Source organism: Bacteroides sp. CAG:189 (assembly GCF_000432295.1).
GTDB lineage: Bacteria > Bacteroidota > Bacteroidia > Bacteroidales > Bacteroidaceae > Bacteroides > Bacteroides salyersiae.
Genome location: NZ_HF991017.1, coordinates 1 through 20511, shown reverse-complemented (window position 1 = coordinate 20511; position 20511 = coordinate 1). Strand labels below are relative to the sequence as shown.

General features: G+C 38.2%; 15 protein-coding genes. 3 read left to right on the top strand and 12 right to left on the bottom strand.

What is annotated here, in order from left to right; all coding sequences use genetic code 11:
* A partial coding sequence (locus tag QVP90_RS03775; protein WP_288203943.1) for a hypothetical protein occupies positions 1–201 on the top strand: 201 nt, incomplete at its 5' end.
* Between the two features lie 18 nt (positions 202–219).
* On the opposite strand, the gene QVP90_RS03770 is transcribed toward QVP90_RS03775, so the two are convergent.
* From QVP90_RS03770 to QVP90_RS03735, 8 genes are all read right to left on the bottom strand, one after another.
* Entirely contained in the window at positions 220–2340 is a 2121-nt protein-coding gene (locus QVP90_RS03770) for a M43 family zinc metalloprotease (RefSeq protein ID WP_021935696.1), read from the bottom strand.
* Positions 2333–3580, bottom strand: a complete 1248-nt coding sequence (locus QVP90_RS03765) for a hypothetical protein (protein WP_021935695.1) — start codon at positions 3578–3580, stop codon at positions 2333–2335. The genes QVP90_RS03770 and QVP90_RS03765 overlap by 8 nt, the downstream gene beginning before the upstream one ends.
* A 90-nt stretch (positions 3581–3670) precedes the next feature.
* Complete coding sequence (locus QVP90_RS03760) at positions 3671–4969, bottom strand: DUF4302 domain-containing protein (protein WP_005924105.1); 1299 nt, start codon at positions 4967–4969, stop codon at positions 3671–3673.
* A gap of 10 nt (positions 4970–4979) precedes the next feature.
* A complete protein-coding gene (locus QVP90_RS03755) occupies positions 4980–5867 on the bottom strand; it encodes a zinc-binding metallopeptidase (RefSeq protein WP_005924107.1) in 888 nt (295 codons plus the stop codon).
* Positions 5868–5888: 21 nt separating this feature from the next.
* Positions 5889–7445 (bottom strand): RagB/SusD family nutrient uptake outer membrane protein, encoded by a 1557-nt coding sequence (locus tag QVP90_RS03750; RefSeq protein WP_005924109.1) that lies wholly within the window; start codon positions 7443–7445, stop codon positions 5889–5891.
* Between the two features lie 16 nt (positions 7446–7461).
* On the bottom strand, positions 7462–10785 hold the full coding sequence (locus tag QVP90_RS03745) for a SusC/RagA family TonB-linked outer membrane protein (protein ID WP_021935694.1): 3324 nt from the start codon (positions 10783–10785) through the stop codon (positions 7462–7464).
* 323 nt (positions 10786–11108) lie between these two features.
* Entirely contained in the window at positions 11109–12449 is a 1341-nt protein-coding gene (locus QVP90_RS03740) for a tetratricopeptide repeat protein (protein ID WP_288203942.1), read from the bottom strand.
* An 891-nt stretch (positions 12450–13340) separates the two neighbouring features.
* Complete coding sequence (locus QVP90_RS03735) at positions 13341–14981, bottom strand: BACON domain-containing protein (protein ID WP_021935692.1); 1641 nt, start codon at positions 14979–14981, stop codon at positions 13341–13343.
* Between the two features lie 269 nt (positions 14982–15250).
* Here QVP90_RS03735 and QVP90_RS03730 point away from each other — a divergent pair, with 269 nt between their 5' ends.
* Positions 15251–15748, top strand: coding sequence for a YdcF family protein (locus tag QVP90_RS03730; protein WP_224205789.1), 498 nt, complete (start codon positions 15251–15253; stop codon positions 15746–15748).
* A 59-nt stretch (positions 15749–15807) separates the two neighbouring features.
* Positions 15808–16101, top strand: a complete 294-nt coding sequence (locus tag QVP90_RS03725; protein ID WP_005924121.1) for a DUF202 domain-containing protein — start codon at positions 15808–15810, stop codon at positions 16099–16101.
* 328 nt (positions 16102–16429) lie between these two features.
* On the opposite strand, the gene QVP90_RS03720 is transcribed toward QVP90_RS03725, so the two are convergent.
* The 4 genes from QVP90_RS03720 to QVP90_RS03705 form a co-directional block, all read right to left on the bottom strand.
* Positions 16430–16918, bottom strand: a complete 489-nt coding sequence (locus tag QVP90_RS03720; RefSeq protein WP_021935690.1) for a GNAT family N-acetyltransferase — start codon at positions 16916–16918, stop codon at positions 16430–16432.
* Positions 16919–16930: 12 nt separating this feature from the next.
* On the bottom strand, positions 16931–18073 hold the full coding sequence (locus QVP90_RS03715) for an acyltransferase family protein (RefSeq protein WP_021935689.1): 1143 nt from the start codon (positions 18071–18073) through the stop codon (positions 16931–16933).
* Between the two features lie 115 nt (positions 18074–18188).
* Entirely contained in the window at positions 18189–18758 is a 570-nt protein-coding gene (locus QVP90_RS03710; protein WP_021935688.1) for a Crp/Fnr family transcriptional regulator, read from the bottom strand.
* A 377-nt stretch (positions 18759–19135) separates the two neighbouring features.
* Positions 19136–20173, bottom strand: a complete 1038-nt coding sequence (locus QVP90_RS03705; protein WP_007480253.1) for an alcohol dehydrogenase — start codon at positions 20171–20173, stop codon at positions 19136–19138.
* Positions 20174–20511 lie beyond the last annotated feature (338 nt).

The window sequence follows — 20511 nt, the reverse complement described above, 5'->3', positions numbered from 1 at the left end:
GCTTTCCAGGCGTGCCTCTTCAACCACTCGAGCACCTCTCCTTATGGTTATCGGGCGGCAAAAGTAATGGTTATTTTTGAGATTCGCAATAAAATACTCCTTATTTTAATTCTCTATCAGCAGAAAGATTATATTTCTCTTGCCGACGAAACTAAAATAAGGAATATAAACCATGTTGTACCTAAAAGAAAATTCAATTAATTGCTAAGGACAACTCAATTAATTCCCAAGTACGATAATCTTAAATTTGCAAATTTCTTTTGAAACTGTATGCACTTGCAAGATATACATACCCGGCGTTAAACCCTCAACCGGAACAGCTCGCTGATTATCCTCTATCGAGACGACTTCAACCCCTTCCAGATTAAACAAATGTGCTGATGTGAAATTTCCTTCTATGAAAACTTCTTTACGAGCCACTGTAGGAGAAACCTTAATTTCATTTTGTGTAGCAGCAGCCAGCCCTGTAGTAGAATTTAAATTAGGACGAGTTTCCTGTACAAATTTCCGCATAAACGCAGCTTGTTCTTTTGTAAACATGCAAGCGCAGTCCAAAGCATAATCCATATAATTCTCTGTCTGTACCAGATGTCCGCATTGGTAAACCGGTTCTTCACAACCAAGCACAGCATACTGTGTAAACTGAGTATATGGAGTATCCTCAAATCCATCATCCATCGGAACGTAAATGCCATTTTTTTCTACAAGGACAATATTGGGATGACGTAATCCGAAATAGTGTCCTAACTCATGAATGGCTGTCTTGAAAGTCGCTCTATCATTTATTTCATTTTTACCTCCAAAAGTATAATAAACATCCACCGTCAGACCATCCAACATAGAACCTTCCTCTGAGTCAAGCCAGTTCTGCCAGAACGTCATATCCTGTTTTTCTACCCAATTCAGATAATCCTGATATGCCGAACCGGACTCAGGGTTAGTAACAAATCCCCCTACCGTGCTCAGTTCATTCCAACCTCCCAAGTCAACGACATAAATATTGATATAGCGTTTGTGATCCCAATTACGGGGAGACAAGTCATCATTAAACTTATAAGCATATTTCTCCCAAATCGTCGTTCCCTCCAACAGGTAAGCATTTTCTTTTGTCTGATAGAAAACCACCCCGGTAGTCGCATTCCCCGACGGATCGACTTTTGCCAATTCAAACTGGATATGCGGGTTACCTATTACACCTTTAAATTGCTCACGCACACTCGCATCATTAGTCGAGCCATACGCTTTATTCAACTCATCAATCATTTTTTGTGCTTGCGCTTCCGTAATAGACTTTGACGGAGTATTCGGATTGTATACAACGTGCACTACTACCGGCAATTTGATTACTTCATTCTCACTTAATGACGCAATGGGCTGAGACATTACTCTGGTTTTAGGCGATACGGTAAACGCCGCACTGTCTGACATATGAACCGGACTTGCCATATTCATATTTCTGGCAACAGAAGGTTCCGGAGCCTGCAGTAACTCACAGTAACCATCATCGTAATCTTCATAAATAGAAGGGTTATTATTCTTCATATATTCCTCCAAATTGGGAGTAACCAATGACATACCATTCACTTGGGCACACAACATTCCGGCAGACATTTCATACATTTGCGGAGCGTATACCACTCCATTGGCCGCAGGAGTAGGAGCACCGCTACCAGACACCTCCCAAAAGTCGATATTGAAAAAGCCATTCAGTGTAATACGGGCAGTAAAATCTTCCGGCTTGGTGTAACGGCTATAACAAGTCGGAGCAAACTTAATGACCGGAACTTTTCTGCCATCAATATCCAATTCTTTCTTATAGCTGACCTCCACCCAGTCGTAAATCGTATTACCATCTTGCCCGAACTGGGTAATAACCCAAGCATCTCCCGGTTTTGCATCCATATCGATCCATTTAAACCAGAATTTCTTAGGCATATCTCCAACAGTGAAATCCACGTCGCGAAGAATATATGATTTGTTTCCTTCCCTAAAAGCATAAAACGTACCACTCTCTTTGACTGCCTTTCCTTGTTCCGACATATTATGCCCTGTTTCATACCGCCAGAGTTCTATTTTTGCCGCCAATATTTCCTCTTCAACTTCGTCGGCATCTTTCTGACCGTTTCCATTACGATCCACAGCAGCCTTTATAAGTTCATGTGCTGTTACTTTGTATTTACGGAATCCATAACTATATTCTCTGGCAATCCAGTAATTCCAATGAGAACCGATTTCTGCCAAAGGCTTTGTCCCTCCATCTGTCGGAGCAGCAATAGCCTCGGCAAGCGAGAAACTTGCCAAGGCTACACATGCGAATATATATGAGAAGAATTTATTCATAGATATATATTTTTTCATTATAAATCTTACCATCAAGAATCAATGTAACAATATACAACCCGGCTTCCCAATTACTTGTATTCAAAGCATACTGATTAGAATTCAATCCTGACACACGTATCAACTCTAAACCGGCAATAGAATGAATGAAAACAGCACTGATAAGACCTTCCGTTTGTACACATATCTCTTTTGCAGAAATATTATAATATACATCTGTCTTTTGTGATGTTTCCGTGTTATGTATAGAAGTAGGAACAAAAGGACTGTAAAAATAAGTAATAGGGTTGTTAGGCACCCAATCATTTTTATACGACTGATAGGTTTCTCCTGTTATTTTTTCCAGATTATTATTTGCATCGTAAGTATATGTCACTTTTGCATTTACCTCTATTGTACCTGTAGAGTAATCTTGTCCGGCAGATTCTTTATATGTTACCTGGCCATTATCATTATAAATATACGATTCCCACGAATATAATTTCCAATCTCCAGATTGGTAATCCTGATTATAGAATTCTCTCTTTGCCAACAGGTTTTTATCATTATAAGTGAGTACCGAATAATTACTTAACCTCCAAGTACCTTCTTCGCCGTCTGTTCCTGCTGTATAAAAATAATTTTCTGCCTTTTTAGGCAAATCAATGCCGGCAAATTCCATATATTCTGTTTTTGAACTCTTTTCCATAGGTTTAATCCCTGTTTCCCACGGAGCACCGGCTGGACGAGCCGATTCAATCTTCGTTTTCAGTGACCCATCCTCCAGATATTCATAGTCATTAATAGAATTATCTACAAAAGCTTCAATATTGTCATTATACCGATAGGTCGTTGATTTTATCAACTGCCCCTTCGCATTATATTCATAATCTATATAACTGTTCAATTGATATTCGGGTGTACCACCGTAAGAATTATTACGATAAGTAGACTCTTTTAACAAAAGACCTGCTTGGTCATACGTATATTCAATCGAATCTCCATATGCAGGTGCATAAGCCGGAGTAGACCACTCACTATAACTGATAGACACTTCATATGCTTTGCGCTTTTCCGAATCGTATCCGTACACAACTTTCGCACTCGGTTTGCCTTCCCTTGTTTTTGTCACAACAGAATCTAAAACAAGTTCAGCATTTTCACTTGTTATTGCCGCTGCCATATTCCGGTTTACAACCTGTCCCATCATAGCACTGCTTGCTATCAATGCCATTCCCAATAGTAGTACTGTTTTCCTCATAATACCTCGTTTTATAAATTAATACTGAAAAATAGTTTATACTTCTGTCCCCACTACGATCGTAGAGACAGAAGATTATATATAAAATAGTTAGTTAATAAATGGATACTGTATCGGTTCCTTGGATAGGATAATTGTATTTGTAGGACGATCATCCTGTGTCAACTTAATCTTAGTCGGACGTCTCGGATCATCAACCGCAGTAATCGTATAAGTCTGTTTTCTCGACATGAAAAGCATGATACTCCACCACGTAGCATAACCATCCGGAATAAAATTCTTATACTCCCCACCCATATATCCACTGTACTCCATAATTACTTTATCCTTACCGGATAATTCATAGTACATCAGTGCATCCGAAAAACCAAATCCAGACTCATTCGTATACCATACATAATCTAAAACGCCTTCCCCATAGGGTTCAAATCCTACATATTGTACCTTTTCAGCTCCGACCGGACTGTTTGCATCTATAATTTCCTGCCAAAACCCTTGTCCGACAGGACCAAGACCGCTAAATGAAAGATACCATACATTATTCACAAACATGGCGTTCAACGGATAATCCGGTATAAAATGTACAGACGGATATTCCGGTGAATACAGATAACTATCTTCCCCCTCATCTTTATAAACCAATGAAGTAAACGTTTTACCATTCAGCGTAAAGGGTTGATAAAATTCAAGCCCATCCGATGTCAACACGAAGGGAGCATATGTATATACAACATTATCATCCTCTTTTTGGGTGATTACCAAACGGTTCCAAGAAACAGTAAGATCCTGTGAATAACTACCGTCTTCAAAAATGAATGCAGGATATTCTTGCATGATATCATTCATCTTGAAAATCTTCTCTATATATTCATCCCAATCAACTCCATCGGCTACCGGAGTCATAACTGCCAATGAACCGGATTTCGTTCCTTTCAATACAACTTTTTCCGGAGTACATTCTTCCATAACCGTAAAGTCGTAGTCACCTTCCATACCGGTTCCTATACTCCCCACACCACTATCAGGTGAGGCAAAAAAGTGAATGATGGAATTATAAGTATCAAACGACAATACCGCACCGGCCGACTGTTTCAATGAGTATAAACTTGTCATTCTCTCACCGACCCCGGCTACGTCACTGGCTGCCGTCACCTTTCCATCTGCAGAAAAATACAGGAACAAGTTATACCCCCCATACTTTTGATTTGCATTAGGATAATATTTCATCAACCATCCGTTTTTTGCACTTAAAAGTACCTCATTCACCTGTGCCAAAGAAGCTTCTATACGATTGGCTGATGAGTCGTCAAACAAATCCTTTTCCTCCGGCGAACAAGCGATCAAAGTGAACGCAATAAAAAAAGACAATATATAATTTATTCTTTTCATAATTCGTATCTTATTTTAAACTACTTAAATCAAGGGAAGATATCTCGGCCGAACGGCGCTGAACAATAGTACGAAGTTCGTCCAGACTGATGTTCCAGGAAAGGTCTAAATACTCCTTCACCAACTCCAGTTTTTGCTGTAAGGCCTCTTTCCCATCACCAGCCATGTCCATTCTTTCTCTCCACCATTGTGCATTGTGGGTCACATAATTGGCAATCATTTCTACAAAGTCTTCCTGAGGTTCCGTACTGGCATAATTAGATATAAAACCCAACTCCAAAGCTTCTTCTTCAGTCAAGTTTGTCCAACTGGGACCTGTATACTTTCCGACTGTAATTTCATTATATTCTATCGGATAATCCTTGGTCTGATGCAAAATATGGGCAAATTCATGATGCATCGTTTTAAAATACCATTCATTCAGTATTTCCACATCCGGATTTTCCGTATCCAACTCATTTACATTGTATAATACAACTTTCAACCCACCTTCGGCGGTTCCCAATACAACCGAATGAGAATCCGGATTATAGGCTTTCGACCCAATCAAAGTGATGATTTTCGGACAATATGTTTTAATAAATTCTCCGTTGTCGTCCATCAATTCTTCATAAGATTGCAACCAAAGAAACTTTACCAATTTGGCCAATGCCACAGACTTGCCATACTCCGCCGGTACCAGATTATATTGTTGGTCGGATTCCTTATCCTCAAATCTATATTTAAAATTAATGTTATACGGATCTACATATTCCGTCAGAAGCCAATTATCAAATTCATTTCTTTCGGGAGTTTCCGTATCGAAAATGCTGTTATCACTCAATGCATCTTCATTGCAGGAAGTAAGAAATACTCCCGCCATTACTGTTACAATAAATATCCACTTATTATATTTCATAGTTCTTTCCTTTTTTATTTTTTATCTTGGATTAGCTTGCAGACCTGCACTTATAACATCCTGAGGCAACTGGAAAGCGCGGCGCGGATCATCTTTCTTCAATACGATATCCGAATTTCCGTCACGATTATGAGCAAACTCAATACCATAACGTTTCAAATCAAACCAACGCATACCATCGTGAAGCAATTCGATACGACGCAAATGAAGAATCAATTGAAGCATATTTTCTTGCTGTGAACCCTCTTCTATCGCAAAACCAATAGGATTCAAACGCTTTTTGATACTGCGTAGCTCAGTATTCTCTGCAGAAGCGTAACCTATACCATCATAGAAACGGTTGATTTCCCGTAGAGTGGTAGAGGTTTTAGTCGTACTGTGCGACTTAATCCACATATTGATATCAGCCAACGCCTTATTCTCATTTTCTTCTCCACCCAATACCGTATAGGCCTCTGCACGACAAAGAAGAGTTTCGTCTGTTCTGAAAGGTATATCTAAATAATGTACATAACCGACACCGCTCTCTTTATCGATATATTCAAAATATATCTGAGTCTTAAAGAAATTATTCTTGGTTTCCAATGCACTGATCTGATTTAGCATAGCCAACTTGCCCCAAGGACAGGTATTATCACTATAATAAGCTGCCACAGTTTCGTTTGTAAAAATATCATTACCGTGCCCGTAACGTTCACCCAATGTGTAAGAACCCAATACATAACCAGTGTTCGAATAAGAAGGTAAAAACATCAAATTACAAGCCAATTTCGGATCATTGTATACATTAGCCACATCCTTTGAAGCCGATTTAGTGATAGCGCTCCAATCACGCAACACCTTGCTGGGTACACTGCCGAGTACCCGGTCGGCAGCAGTAATCACTTTATCCCATTGCTGGGTAAACAAATAAAAACGGGCCGCAAATGCATAGGCAGCTTTTATGTTGAAATGATATTTGGGAACCGAATACAGATCATCATTTATCAATGGCAACCCCGCCTCCAAATCTTCCTGAATATGCTTATATGTCTCAGCCAACGTACCTCTCTCATAGTATGGTCTTACTTCCGTTTCCGGTTTCACAGCATACGGAATACCCAACTCCGCAGAAGCGGTAGCAGAATTATAATGCACACAGAAAAGATTTGCCAAAATGAAATGAGAATAGGCACGACACAGCAATGCCTCTCCTTTATATGCATTCATATGAACCGGATTCCCTGCTTCTTCTATTTTCTGAAGCACCTGATTAGCAGCAGCTATGGCATTATAATGAGCATCCCACAGCATTTTTGGAGAATCATTCGATTCAATGGTTATATCTTTCCACAGATAAGCTTCTTCTTGCTCCTGCCCTATCAAATCATAACTGATACCATTATCCATTGCATTATCCGATGACATTTCCGTCAACATAATATAAGTAGTAGTAGGATAAGCAGAAACAAGCAACTTGGCCATTTTGTCTGCCGAGTCTATTTCGGTACGATTGTCCGGAAGAGTATCGAGAAAATCACTACAGGAAGCCAATGCCAAAACTCCACTCAACGCTATATATAATATATTTCTTTTCATAATTATCTTCAATCTATTAAATACCTAATCTCAATGTCAATGTAAATTGTTTAGGAACAGGAACTGCTACACCTCCAGAATTGAAAAATTCAGGATCTTGCCCGTTCAATTTCTTATCGGCATACAGCAAGAATAAATTCGTACCCTGTATCTTCAATGACAAATTGCTCAAACTCAACTTGGAAACCATTGTCTTGGGAAATTCATAAGTTACCGAAATCTCTTTCATACGAATAAAATCTCCCTTAGCAATACGTTCTGTAGAATAATTATAGGCATTATAAGCCTTATTCAAATATGAATTCATCGTGTTCTGACGCAAATCTGCAATGACCGGAACAGTGGTTATTTTTTCGTCACCAGCCACCGTCCAACGATTTTTAAACTCCCTTGGCGTAGCATCCAAATCTGAATAAGCATTATGGAATACCGGATCCAAACGAATCACATTACCGAATGAATAAGTCATGAACACATTCAATTTAAAGCCTTTGTAAGAGAATATATTACCAAAACTACCCGTAATGGTAGGATCCGTTGAACCTTCATATACCAAATGTGACTTATTCTCACGCTCTTGAAAATTAATATCCGTTACCGTCAATTCACCTTTCTCATTGATAAAAGTCGGCAAACCTTCTTTATTCAGCCCTTGGAAGTTCAAAGAGTATAACGAACGTACCGGATTCCCTTCCAACGCAAAGCCACTACCCGAAATCATAGACATGACATTCGCATCCGACTTCAATTCTGTCACTTTATTTTTTGCATTGGAAAAAATAAAGTCCGTAGTCCATTTAAAATTCTTTGTACTTATATTACGAGTGGATAAAGTAAATTCCACTCCATGGGATTCCATACTCGCTACATTGGCTAATTTTGAAACCTGGCCACCTACACCCATGGTATTTATTAAACCGATCAAATCATAGTTATTACGTTTATACCAATCGACCGCCAGATTAATCCGATTCTCCAAAAATCCCACTTCTGCGCCAATATTCAACTCATGTTTCTTCTCATAGGTCAACTCACTGTTCTCCAAATCGGTAATCTGCAATCCGGATTCATTGACACTCGATAAAGGTCGCCAAGGATTATACCCCATAATGACAGCCAAAGAATTCGTTACGTTAGCGGGGCCACGGTCAGCAGTCAAAGAGTAAGACGCTTTCAGTGTAAAGTTAGAGAGAGATGGGCGTAATGATTCAAAAAAACTTTCTTCATGCATATTCCATGCCCCCGAAACGTTCCATGTAGGTAACCAACGCGCTGAACGGCTTCTTCCCAATTTATTAGAACCTTCATAACGCATCGTTCCATTTATTGTGTATTTTCCTTGATATGAATAAGTAGCTGTACCGAAAAATGATACTTCACGGGATTTCGTACGACTCACAGTATAATAAGCGGTATTTTCCTCATTTCCTTGTTTAAAATAACGATAATCATAATTAGAGAGCATTCCCATGTCGTACTGCATACCGACACCATTAAACCAACTCCTACTACGATCGGTACCATTCAATTCCATACCACCGAATACATTCAAAATATGATCATCTTTGTATACATCATTGTAAGTCATAGTAGCACGAAAATCATAACTACTCATGCCGTATTTCGTTTCACGATAAAAACCTCCCACAGGAAGTACACTTACCGGCAATGAATTTGTATTATCCGGGTCCGTATACAACCACGGATTTGCGTTACGCATAGTCGCATCGTCCATAGCACGAAATGCCCAAGCCTGATTGGAATGATCCGTTATCGAATGAGTCTGGGTTGTGGTAGAATACTTGTAAGCTCCCAAAGCCGACACTTCTACTTTCGGAATAATTTTCCATCTCGCCTCACCCTGAAAACGCATATCAACCACATTCAAATCCATGTAGTTATTTTCCAATTCGTGAAAAATATTGAATGGAGCATAATTGCGTACATAATATTCATCCGGATCCAATGTACGCGATGTATTCAAAGCAAATGAATACGGATTGATATCGAAATCACGTTTCACCTCACCACTGACAGGATCTGTTTGTGAGCCTAATGCTCCCGGAGCCTTTTGTTTACGATAAGAGACATTACCGATCAGATTCAAAGAGAAATTCTTAAAAATATTATATAGCGCATTCATGTTGGCTGTATAACGTTGAACTGAACTTTGAGAATACCATCCCGGATCATTCAATACACTAAGTGATGTATAATAGGAAGCTTTATCAGTACCGGTCGACATGCTGACTGCATGATTCTGAGAAACACTATTAGAAAACAGAAGATCGAACCAATCCGTATTCCGGTATTCGGCATCACGCAGATAGGCGTTCATTGTTTCCGGCTTGTTAGCAAGCATATATTGTCCTGTGACCGGATCATAAGTATTCATCAAATGATACATTTTTCCATAAACACCACTGTTGGCCGCACGATAAGATTCGGCAAATTTCAAATAACCACCGGCCTCCATTTCTTTATATACTCCCATCTGTTCTTGGGAGTTCATAATATTGAAGTTACGGTAACTCGGTTTCATACGCATGGAAAACTCTCCCGTATAACTGATCTTATTAATACCGGACTTACCTTTCTTTGTCGTTACCACAATTACACCTGCCATTGCACGGGCACCATATATGGAAGTAGCCGAACCGTCTTTCAATATCTGAAAACTTTCAATATCATCGGCATTCAAACCGGCAATAGCCGAACTGACCAACGTTTCCGCATCACCGGAAGAAAGTTCGTCAGCGCTGACTTCTGTCACATTCTCCATAATAACTCCATCTACTACCCACAACGGCTTAGAGCTACCATAAATAGAGGTTGCTCCACGTACACGGATTTTGGGAGCAGTACCAAATGTTCCGGAAACATTCTGTACGGAAACACCGGCAGAACGCCCTTCCAAAGCACGGCTAATATCCGGGATACCATCCAACTTAGTAGCTTCTCCCGACAATTTATCTGAAGCACCGGTAAAAAGACGTTTGTCCATTTTTTGCATACCGGTCACCACGACTTCATCAATCATCTCACTATCCGATTCAAGCACTATTATCAAATTAGGCTTAATCGACACTTCCTGTGGTTTCATGCCCACATATGAAATCTGGATTTTTTTTGCGTTGGACGGAATGTTAGATAAAACAAATTTACCATCAATATCGGTCACTGTACCGATCCCCGTATCCTTAATTAATACGGAAGCACCAATAACGGGCTGACCGTCGTCAGCTGAGGTTATAACACCTGTAACTTTTGAAATTTGGGCCACTATCAAATTAACTCCCATCAAACAAAAGCATAGTAGTAGCAGTAGTTTCTTTTTCATATTAACTATTTTGGTTCATTTTCAAAGAGAGAAAAAGTGTCAATTATACGACTTCTTCTGTTAATGAACGCAAATATAGCCCATCTGATTTCCCGAGAATATTTTTGTTGTATTTATAACTACTTTCAATATAATAGAATATACTTCAAAACTACGCACATGGGATATAATCACTTAATAAACAGTATTATATAGATTCAAAAAAAATCAAGTTATATTCTCGTTCCGATATATATTCGTTCTTTCCGGAAGTGTGTTTTTATTCATTAAAAGAGATACGATTTACCTGTCAAATCCATAAAAGAACATCTTGAAATTCATCATCAACTTTGTTCTATCTCCAATAAATAATCATAAATATCCTTTGAAGTATCTAAATCAAGCTTCTTCTTTAAACGAAATTTTCCGCTTTCTACCCCTCGTACCGACTTATTGGTTAAGTTGGCTATTTCCTTTGTATTCAAACCTAATTTTATTAATATGCACAAGCGTAAGTCCAATATACTCAAATCAGGATGTTTCTTCTTCAATTTATTATAAAAGTCCTGCGCTTCTTGTTCCACATAAAATGCAAAATCTTTTCCCAACTTCTCTGGGGTCAGAAACCCCAATATATCTTCAATTTCCTTTATCCCTTTCAATACATCCGATTTGCTTCCAGCCATACTTTTAATACGTGTCACGATTTTCCAGAACTGGGGCATTATCTCAGTCAAAGCCATCGTTTTCAACAACATATCATTTCCATTACCTGATTCGGACAAAGATTCACCATTCTCTCCATTGGAATCACTGTCACTCAAAGGAGTTTCCACCTCCATTTCTGTTCCAACGCCTCGTATTACTTCTTTCTGCTTTTTAACAGCCGATCTCCATTTGCAGAAAACAAAAACCAATAATAATAAAGTTACTATCCAAAGACAACCCTTTATTGAAAAGTGTTCTTTCTCTTCCAATTCAGAGAGAATCCGTAAGAATTTAACATTATACTCATCCAATTGCGTATATTTAGAACTCTTAATAGCCTCCATGACGAGTGAACGAGCCTTTTCATATTCTTTATTATCAATTAAGAACTCACAATACCCGGTCAGAATAATAGAATACACTACTGGAGCCTCCTCTTTAGACATCGCAAGGCTTTCAATAAAATATTGCTCGGCTAATCCTTTTTTTCCCAGATGATAATATGCAAGAGCAAGATTTCCGGTAGAGATAGCTTCATGCTTCTCTAAAATAACAGATAATCTTCGAGTCTCCAGATATTTCTCCAATGCTTTTGCATATTGCTCAGTTTCCACATAAATATCCCCCAAATTGGACTGAGCATGAAACATGGCTTCAGTATCATCAATCTGTTCGGCTTCATGCAGGGAATACAATGCGTATTTTTCTGATAAATCATATATCTTTTGCATTCCGTATGTGGAAGACAACCCCATGTAAGCCATAGCTCTCTTATGATAAGCGCTATCCGGCAATTCCTGCACTAATCTTGTATAATTATACTCGGCCTGAGAGTAATTCTTCGTCAACGCTTGACTCCATGCCGAAGTACTGAGTAACTGATAATAGATATTTCTAACTGTTTTATTCTGCTTTTGTTTTGCAGGAATACTTTCATAACAGTCCCATGCCTCTTTATTGAAAGTACTTCCTCTCATCAAATCTCCATTGTTATTACAATAAGAAATGGAATCCAATAACCCGGCAAGACTATCACACATTAACTTCAACGAAATATCACTTAACGGCACAGCCCAAACTTTCTGTCCCAAAAGCAAAAACAGAACTAACCATATTCTTATTATACAAATCCTAAATTCGATCTTCTTCACCGACTTCATACACACATAACCCCACTAATATTATTCTCCTTCTAACAGAAATAGTAAGTCTTTTTTTTGCAAATTTAATAATAATATTCGCAAAACGAACGAATTTTATATATTAACAAGATCAAAATATTAGAGATTCCTGCATTTTGTATACAGATTCATTTTTATTCTAAAATAAAAAAAGAGTAAATAGATTAATCCTGTATAATAACTGTATAGTTATCAAAAAAAAGCAATTATCCATTCAAAACATAATTATTTCACGAAAGATATACAGATTCATATCTGTTATTACGAATATGTAAAGTTGATCAGTACAATATTCTTAAATTTGTAGATCAAGACAATATGATTATCACAGATAGGTGAAATACGACAGTTATATTACCCCTAAAGTATAAGGTCATTCCGGACATAAGCAGACATATGATTCCAAAAGTATACTCTTTTATGCACTAAAAGTATATACTTTTGAAGTGTAGAAGTATATACTTTTAGAATACAAGAATATATACTCTTACAAATGAATAATGACCATTGATATTGAGTGAGAATCAAAAAATTATGTGGGTACAACTTCACTCATGAAGAAATCACCTATCTACGGAAAGCATCATAAAATAATTCTACCATCAAGATTGAATTATTGATGAAAAAAGAGATGTCTTACGGGAGGAAATCACACACTACCGGAAATCCCTCCCATAATGATCGAAATTACTTTATCAGCGCCTTATTTACAAAACGCGGATGAGCAAACGGTTTACCAGGCTCAGCATATACGGCAGTACTGCGTGTCCGTCCTCCATTCCTTAAATCAAACTCGACAAATTCTTCATACGTACTCTTAGATGCCCCGGTAGCTGTCTTCATCGTCCTGTCGTATAGCGCTTTGCGCGAAGGTGCATTAAATCCCAGTATGTTACTTCTCATCATACTCTCTTCTGAAGGACGATAAGCCCCTTTTATATAAGTACAGGCACCTTCAAATACTCCCAAATTATCGGAAGTATACCGCTCATCATTCAAAAACGCAGACCAAAGCACTTCATCCCATTCAGCAGTAAAATCGACATTCTGCGCCCATCCAAAGCTTTGCAAGGTTCTCGTATTATTAATTTCCGAAACCGGTATTCTTCCTTGTTCTTCATAAGCATACTCATCCAGCAACTTTCCAAAGCCATGCCCTATCGCTTCATGCACAAGTACTTGTCTGAATGTTTCACTCTCCAGATTATAAATAACCGGACAATAAGCAATTGCAAACTCTACAAAATCCCGGCTACCGACCTCAGAATATCCGAAATAGGTAGTACCGGCATAAGCCGGAGTATTTAATACCACCACTACCAACGTCTCTCCCAAATCGATATTCTTCACACATCGGGCATATTCCATACAAGCAGCATCATCTCCGGAAATCCCCGTACTGTTTCCACCTTCCAATTCGCAACTAAAAGCAGTACTATATCCGTCTCCAAAAGTGTTATTAGCAGAAACAGCCGTCACTGCATATACATTAAAATAATTACGAAGAGACTGTATAGGTTCTTCCGTAAAAAGATTTTCAAAAGCCTTGTCCATCACTTGGTCATAGGTTCCGTCAGCAATCTCTTTATCGATAAACCCATCCCCCACTATAACAATAGGAATGCCTTTCCCGATACTCGCTGTCTGTAATACGCGCACTTTTTTATCTTCTGAATAATCGGTAGACTCCCCTGCCGATACGCCCTGTTGGGTAATAGTAACGGTCCTCAAAATTTTCTGCTTTCCATCGATCTCCTGTACAAAATAAATATAAGCAGTACGGGATGCAGATTCCGCATTCGGTAAAGCCTTCAGACGAAGTATATAAGAAGAAGCCCGTGTATCCGGTTGTTGGGTCAACCATTCATCGGCACCTTTTGAAGCACCTATCAACAATTCATCTTGGGCAATACTTGTAGAGAACCGGATCTCCAACACCTCACCGGCAGCAGCTACACTATAAGCCGTCTTTTCTAATTGAATAATCGGTTCCTGTTTCAGAGTTATATTTTTCCTCAGCGTTCCGGAAGTCAATGTCAATGTTGCTGTCCGAGTATAGTCATTATCATTCAAACTATTAGCAGTAACCGTAATACTTACTGCACCGGCATTACCGGACATCGGAGAAATCGTAATCCAATCGGCAGTAGTACTTGCCTGCCATTCGCGAGAACTCGTAAAGCTGATTTGGGTTTGTCCCCCTGCTTCCGGAGCGATTTCTATATCTTCCGTAGTTCCAATAGAGAAACTGGGTTCTACCTCATTTTCAGTACAAGATACCGTAAAAAGTAAATACAGGAAAAATAAAAGGAAAGAATTTGCTTTCATATTAACAGAGTATTATTTCATTTCACAAAAGTAAGATATTATCTTAAATAATAGAATATTTTTAGACAAATAAGCACAAAAAGAAGCAAAATAATCATCCTCTCTTTCTAAACTCCTTTTTCACAAGCAATCATTTTCAGCATTCAGAGTACCGATATACATTATTATATAATTCTCAGATTCGTTTTTGACTATTTTATTAACTATCTTTGCATATAGCTAAAGTATTATTTAAACTGTCATTGACGGCAAATGAAAACAAACCTTTTATGAAATATATAATTCTTCTACTCGGAGCTCCGAATGACGAGCAAGGCAGATTAAGCCAAATGGCACAAGACCGTATCAACTGTGCATACAATTTATATGCAAATAATGAACACATGACTTTCCTCTGTACCGGCGGATACGGGCAGCATTTCAATACGACCAATCGGCCCCATGCCTATTATGCCAAGCAAGCACTCATTAAAAAAGGAGTGAGAGAAGAAGATTTTTTACCTTTTATCTTATCTACCAATACTTATGAAGATTTTAAAATTTCAAAAGAGATCATTGAAAAAGAACTACCGGATATGCTAATCGTCATCACTTCCGATTTCCATATCCGAAGAGCTAAATTATTGCATGACAGAATTATCAACTATCCTCATACCCTATTCTTACCTGCCAAATCGAATCTTTCTGAAAAAGAATTGTTGTCATTGATTGAACACGAACAAGATGCAATAAAAGCGATAGAAGAAAACAGATTCGGCAATCATTGAGAATGCAATAAAATGAACAGTATAATCAAATCAGTAAAGTCAAAATTCCCATCCATATTATGCTAAAATTTACCGATGACTTTGAAAATAACGAGAAGCTGATCCTTCGTGACCATCTGGCACTCGAAAGAACAAAGTTAGCCAACGAACGGACATTATTCTCTTATATCCGTACTTCCCTTTATCTGCTTACTGCCGGAATCGGAATTTTCCAGATTGAAAATATTTCGCGACTCGACGGTCTTGCATGGGTATGTATCATTTGCGGTATATTCATATTTATTTTAGGATTTGTCCGTTTTATGCAAATGAGAAGACATCTGAAAAGTTATATAAAAACATCTTCCAAATAGCAGGTTTTAAATAATTTCTATTTTAACATTGTTAATTGTCTTTTCCAAGTATTATTTCCAGCTTCGCAAGAAATGCATTTCTTGTGTACAAAGAATACTATTCTTTGCCGGCAAAAGATACGATTTAACAGAGCATTAATATTGTTTTTATATAAAAGAAAGAAACAGTATTCCTATCCCCATAAAATAAGCATCATATAGTTGATATATAACACATTAGTATATTAAGAGCCGAAATTAAAAAACAAAAAGATTTTATTCTGCAAACATACACACCAGATTATAGTTATCAATTAAACAACTACAAAATCATAGATTCATTATTTTTTCAGGAAAGCAATAATAATTCATAATCGAATACATCCAGCCAACGCCCAAACTTCATGCCTACTTTTTCAAAATGAGATACCGGCTTAAATCCAAGTTGTAGATGCAAAGAATTACTTATTTCGTTTCCAGCTGTGATACAAGCAATCAATGCGTGATAACCTTCCTTACGACATTCTCCAATCAACCGTTGCATCAACTGCTTGCCAATGCCCTTTCCGGAATATTCCGGAGACAGATAAACAGCCGTTTCCAAAGTATATTTATATGCGGCCCGTTCTTTCCAAGCATGTGCGTAACAATATCCTACAACTCTCCCATCCACTTCGTAAACAAAATACGGATAATACGACGATATTTCAGATATGCGAACATACATTTCCGCCTCGGATACAGCTTCCGTCTCAAAAGTAACTATACTATTTACAACATATTCATTATAAATTTCCGTAATGTCTCCAGTATCTTTCAGCTCTACGCGTCTAATCATAACGGTTCTTTCTCAGTTCTTTTTAACCAAAAACTTCTTACTCAGCCATTTCCTTATCGGCTCATCATACAGTTTTAAGCAAAGATAAGCCAATATGATACTTCCGAAGAATACAAGTAAAGCCATCGGCCAAGCCTGAGAGAATGTAAACGTCTTACTCCATACCCAAGCATAAAACAGGTACATGAAAGGATAATGTACAATATACAACGGATAAGATATATCCCCTAAGAATTTACAGATTTTGGCCGATTTCTTATCAGTTGTTTTTCCGGAAGCACCCAGATAAACAAGTAGTGGAAAAATAATGATGGTACATACAGAATCATAGACGCCATTCATCCAAGGGGACTCACCATCGCCAATATAAGGCATGGAAAACAAAACAGCAAGTACTAAACTGCATATCCAAAAAGCCCCCTTTATCTTAACCGGCTTGAAAACGCGCGACATCAACAATCCGATAGAAAAGGAAAACAACAAGCGCAGGAAACCTCCAATCAAATTATAATCTCCCATTGACCATCCTACACCCAAATGTCCATAACCGGAAAAATTGAATATGGCAAATGAAGCCAATCCGATTCCCGCCAATCCGACAAGTACCGTAAGCACCTTTGTAGGCAACCGACGAAGAAACAGGGCGTATAGTATATTTCCGATATACTCGAAAAACAAAGACCAACTGGGCCCATTCAGAGGATACATCTCACCATTTCCCCGCACCTCAGGACCTGTTCCCGGTACAGCCGGAATCAAGAAAAGCCCCATAAGCATGGCAAGCATCACCATGGACATGGAAACCGGTGTTCCATCCCATTTCTCTGAACCTTGTATATAAAATGTAATAGCACCTAAAACTGCTCCCAACACAACCATCGGATGTAAACGGATTAATCTGCGTTTGAAAAAATCTTTTGTTTTCATCACTTTCCAACGATCATCATAAGCATAACCGATAACAAACCCCGACAGAATAAAAAAGAAATCGACCGCCAAATATCCATGATTAAATCGCTGATCGATAGGGCTTGTTGCAAAAGCTTCAAATATATGATACCATACTACCAGAACAGCAGCAACTCCTCTCAGTCCGTCAAGAAGATCATAATGTGGTTTTGTGTCTAAAAGTGCAGTAGAAGATTTTTTTTGCATGATAAATTTATAAATTAAATGATTGATTCCTAATTTAACGGTTAACTAATAATGTGCTGCAAAGTTACACAACTTAAAAACTCTAAAATTTGTCCTATGACAAAATATCATCGGTTTAAATATTATTTTGAGCTCTAAGGCGACTGAGCGTTGAAAGCGTTATTCCCAAATAAGAGGCAATATATCCTAAATTCACTCGCTGATATATCTGAGGAAACTGCTGCTTAAACTCTTCATATCTCTCTTTTGCCGGCAACGTAAGTCGTTCTTTATGAGAGCGGTGCAAACGCCTGTATTCATCTTGATGAATAATTCTTCCCCAGTTAGCCAATTCGATATTGGTTTGAAAAAGCCTGTTCAAATCAGACAGTGATATTTTATACGCAACAACCTCTTCAAGTGTTTCTACAAATTCTTCGCTCAATTTATTATAATAAAATTCATCCATGCTAAAGACAATTCCTCCTTCCCATGAAAAGGAAGTTGTTATCTCCTCTCCATTTACAAGCCAAAAAGAACGGGTTATTCCCTTTTCTATGAAATAAGCCGATCTGGAAAACGTATTTTCCTTTATCAACAGATGTTTTTTAGGAAAATGGCAAATAGTCACACTCTCTTTCAACGTGCGTATGGTATCATCGGAAATTGGATACAAAGAAGTTATCTTATCTATAACATTCGTCATAAAGCAAAAAGAATTTAAGAGCTATATAACCTTTAATCGAAATAAAACCCTACATAAAACAAAAAGACCCAACTTTACATTTTCAGGTGCAAAATCGGGTGCTATTTTCTTAATTTATTGATCTTCAATATTTATTGTAAAAGTTAGGGAGTTATATTCTTTGTTTTTTCTCCACTATCTATCAACCAATTATCTACATCCGAAATGACAGGTTGCATTATAAAGAAAGTTCTCTATTCTGATATTAAAACACCTATTTTTAACCCCATCTTTTATATTGCAAAGATAGGTCCTTGAGTCCGTTTCTCAAAAAAATCCGGCACTTTTTGTCACCAGGCCCTATCCTTTATTATTTATTACGATCTCTCTCATCTTTTCTATTTTCCTATTATCGCCACTTTAATGACTCCGTCCAACTTATTTTCAAAAATACGGTAGGCCTCCTCAATTTCGTCTAACGGAAACCGATGCGTAATCAAAGGAGTGGTATCTATCTTGCCCTCCTCAATCAGGCTAAGAATCTCAGCGCAGTCACAACCATCTACTCCACCTGTTTTAAAAACCAGATTTTTACCATACATATCCGGTAAGGGGAGAATCTGAGGTTTATCATAAAGAGCTACAATAGTGACAATACCATTCGGACGGGCACATTCCCATGCCAGACGGAAAGTATCCTCTACCCCTGCCACTTCCAACACAACATCCGCCCCGCCATGATCGCTATTGATTAGCACAAAATCCTTGCAGTTTTCCGGATTTGTCAACAGCACATCAGGATAATGCTCACGAACAAACTGGATTCTTTCGGAAGACTTCTCACAGACAATGATACGTCGTGGCTTCTTCAACATCGTACACAGCAAAGTACATATTCCAGTAGGACCGGCACCAATGATAAGGACTGTATCCTCTTCAGAAATCTCCGAAATGCGAGCTGCCCAAAAGCCTGTTGCAAGAACATCACCAACGAACAACGCTTGTTCATCACTAACGGTATCAGGTATACGGTTCAAACCTTGATCGGCATATGGAACCCTGATATATTCCGCCTGCCCACCGTCAATACGGCATCCCAATGCCCATCCCCCATTGGAATCAGTACAGTTATTAACATATCCGTGCCGGCAAAAAAAACATTCTCCACAAAAAGTTTCAACATTTACTGTCACCCTATCTCCGGGCCTAACCGAAACAACTCCGGAACCGACTTCTTCCACAACGCCTACCATCTCATGACCGACCGTAACTCCAGGTACGGCACGCAGCACACTGCCATGTTTGATATGCAGATCGCTGGTACAAATACTACCAAGCGTTACACGTACAATCGCATCCCGTGTATCCTTTATTTTCGGTCTCGGCTTCTCCAATAGTTGGAACTTTCCATGTTCAATATAAGTATATGCAAGCATAAATATCTTCCCAATTAATTAATACATCTATTACACAACAAAAATAATAATTTCATCGACAAAACGTAAATTCTAATCAAATTAAAATCATAATCAGAGTTTCTCCACTCTGACTTAATCCCATTCTGCAGACATAGTACTATGAACGGAATATATTATTCTTTCCATCTTAGCAGTTTCTAAATCAAAAACTTTCTCAGGCAAAATAATAAATACAAATCACAAGACACTGATAAACAATAAAATAATCACAAAGTGATATGCTTTTCTTTAGACATAATCAAGCATACCGAATAGTAAGCAAAAGAATATTTGGGTCAACGTAAAAATCTGAGGGG

What these genes read in the sequence shown, in the direction of transcription:
- QVP90_RS03750 (WP_005924109.1), bottom strand. Translation starts at nt 7,445, where the DNA reads ATGAAAAGAAATATATTATATATAGCGTTGAGTGGAGTTTTGGCATTG.
- QVP90_RS03710 (WP_021935688.1), bottom strand. Translation starts at nt 18,758, where the DNA reads ATGACGAATGTTATAGATAAGATAACTTCTTTGTATCCAATTTCCGAT.
- QVP90_RS03745 (WP_021935694.1), bottom strand. Translation starts at nt 10,785, where the DNA reads ATGAAAAAGAAACTACTGCTACTACTATGCTTTTGTTTGATGGGAGTT.
- QVP90_RS03755 (WP_005924107.1), bottom strand. Translation starts at nt 5,867, where the DNA reads ATGAAATATAATAAGTGGATATTTATTGTAACAGTAATGGCGGGAGTA.
- QVP90_RS03720 (WP_021935690.1), bottom strand. Translation starts at nt 16,918, where the DNA reads ATGATTAGACGCGTAGAGCTGAAAGATACTGGAGACATTACGGAAATT.
- QVP90_RS03765 (WP_021935695.1), bottom strand. Translation starts at nt 3,580, where the DNA reads ATGAGGAAAACAGTACTACTATTGGGAATGGCATTGATAGCAAGCAGT.
- QVP90_RS03740 (WP_288203942.1), bottom strand. Translation starts at nt 12,449, where the DNA reads ATGAGAGGAAGTACTTTCAATAAAGAGGCATGGGACTGTTATGAAAGT.
- QVP90_RS03730 (WP_224205789.1), top strand. Translation starts at nt 15,251, where the DNA reads ATGAAATATATAATTCTTCTACTCGGAGCTCCGAATGACGAGCAAGGC.
- QVP90_RS03770 (WP_021935696.1), bottom strand. Translation starts at nt 2,340, where the DNA reads ATGAATAAATTCTTCTCATATATATTCGCATGTGTAGCCTTGGCAAGT.
- QVP90_RS03760 (WP_005924105.1), bottom strand. Translation starts at nt 4,969, where the DNA reads ATGAAAAGAATAAATTATATATTGTCTTTTTTTATTGCGTTCACTTTG.
- QVP90_RS03725 (WP_005924121.1), top strand. Translation starts at nt 15,808, where the DNA reads ATGCTAAAATTTACCGATGACTTTGAAAATAACGAGAAGCTGATCCTT.
- QVP90_RS03715 (WP_021935689.1), bottom strand. Translation starts at nt 18,073, where the DNA reads ATGCAAAAAAAATCTTCTACTGCACTTTTAGACACAAAACCACATTAT.
- QVP90_RS03705 (WP_007480253.1), bottom strand. Translation starts at nt 20,173, where the DNA reads ATGCTTGCATATACTTATATTGAACATGGAAAGTTCCAACTATTGGAG.
- QVP90_RS03735 (WP_021935692.1), bottom strand. Translation starts at nt 14,981, where the DNA reads ATGAAAGCAAATTCTTTCCTTTTATTTTTCCTGTATTTACTTTTTACG.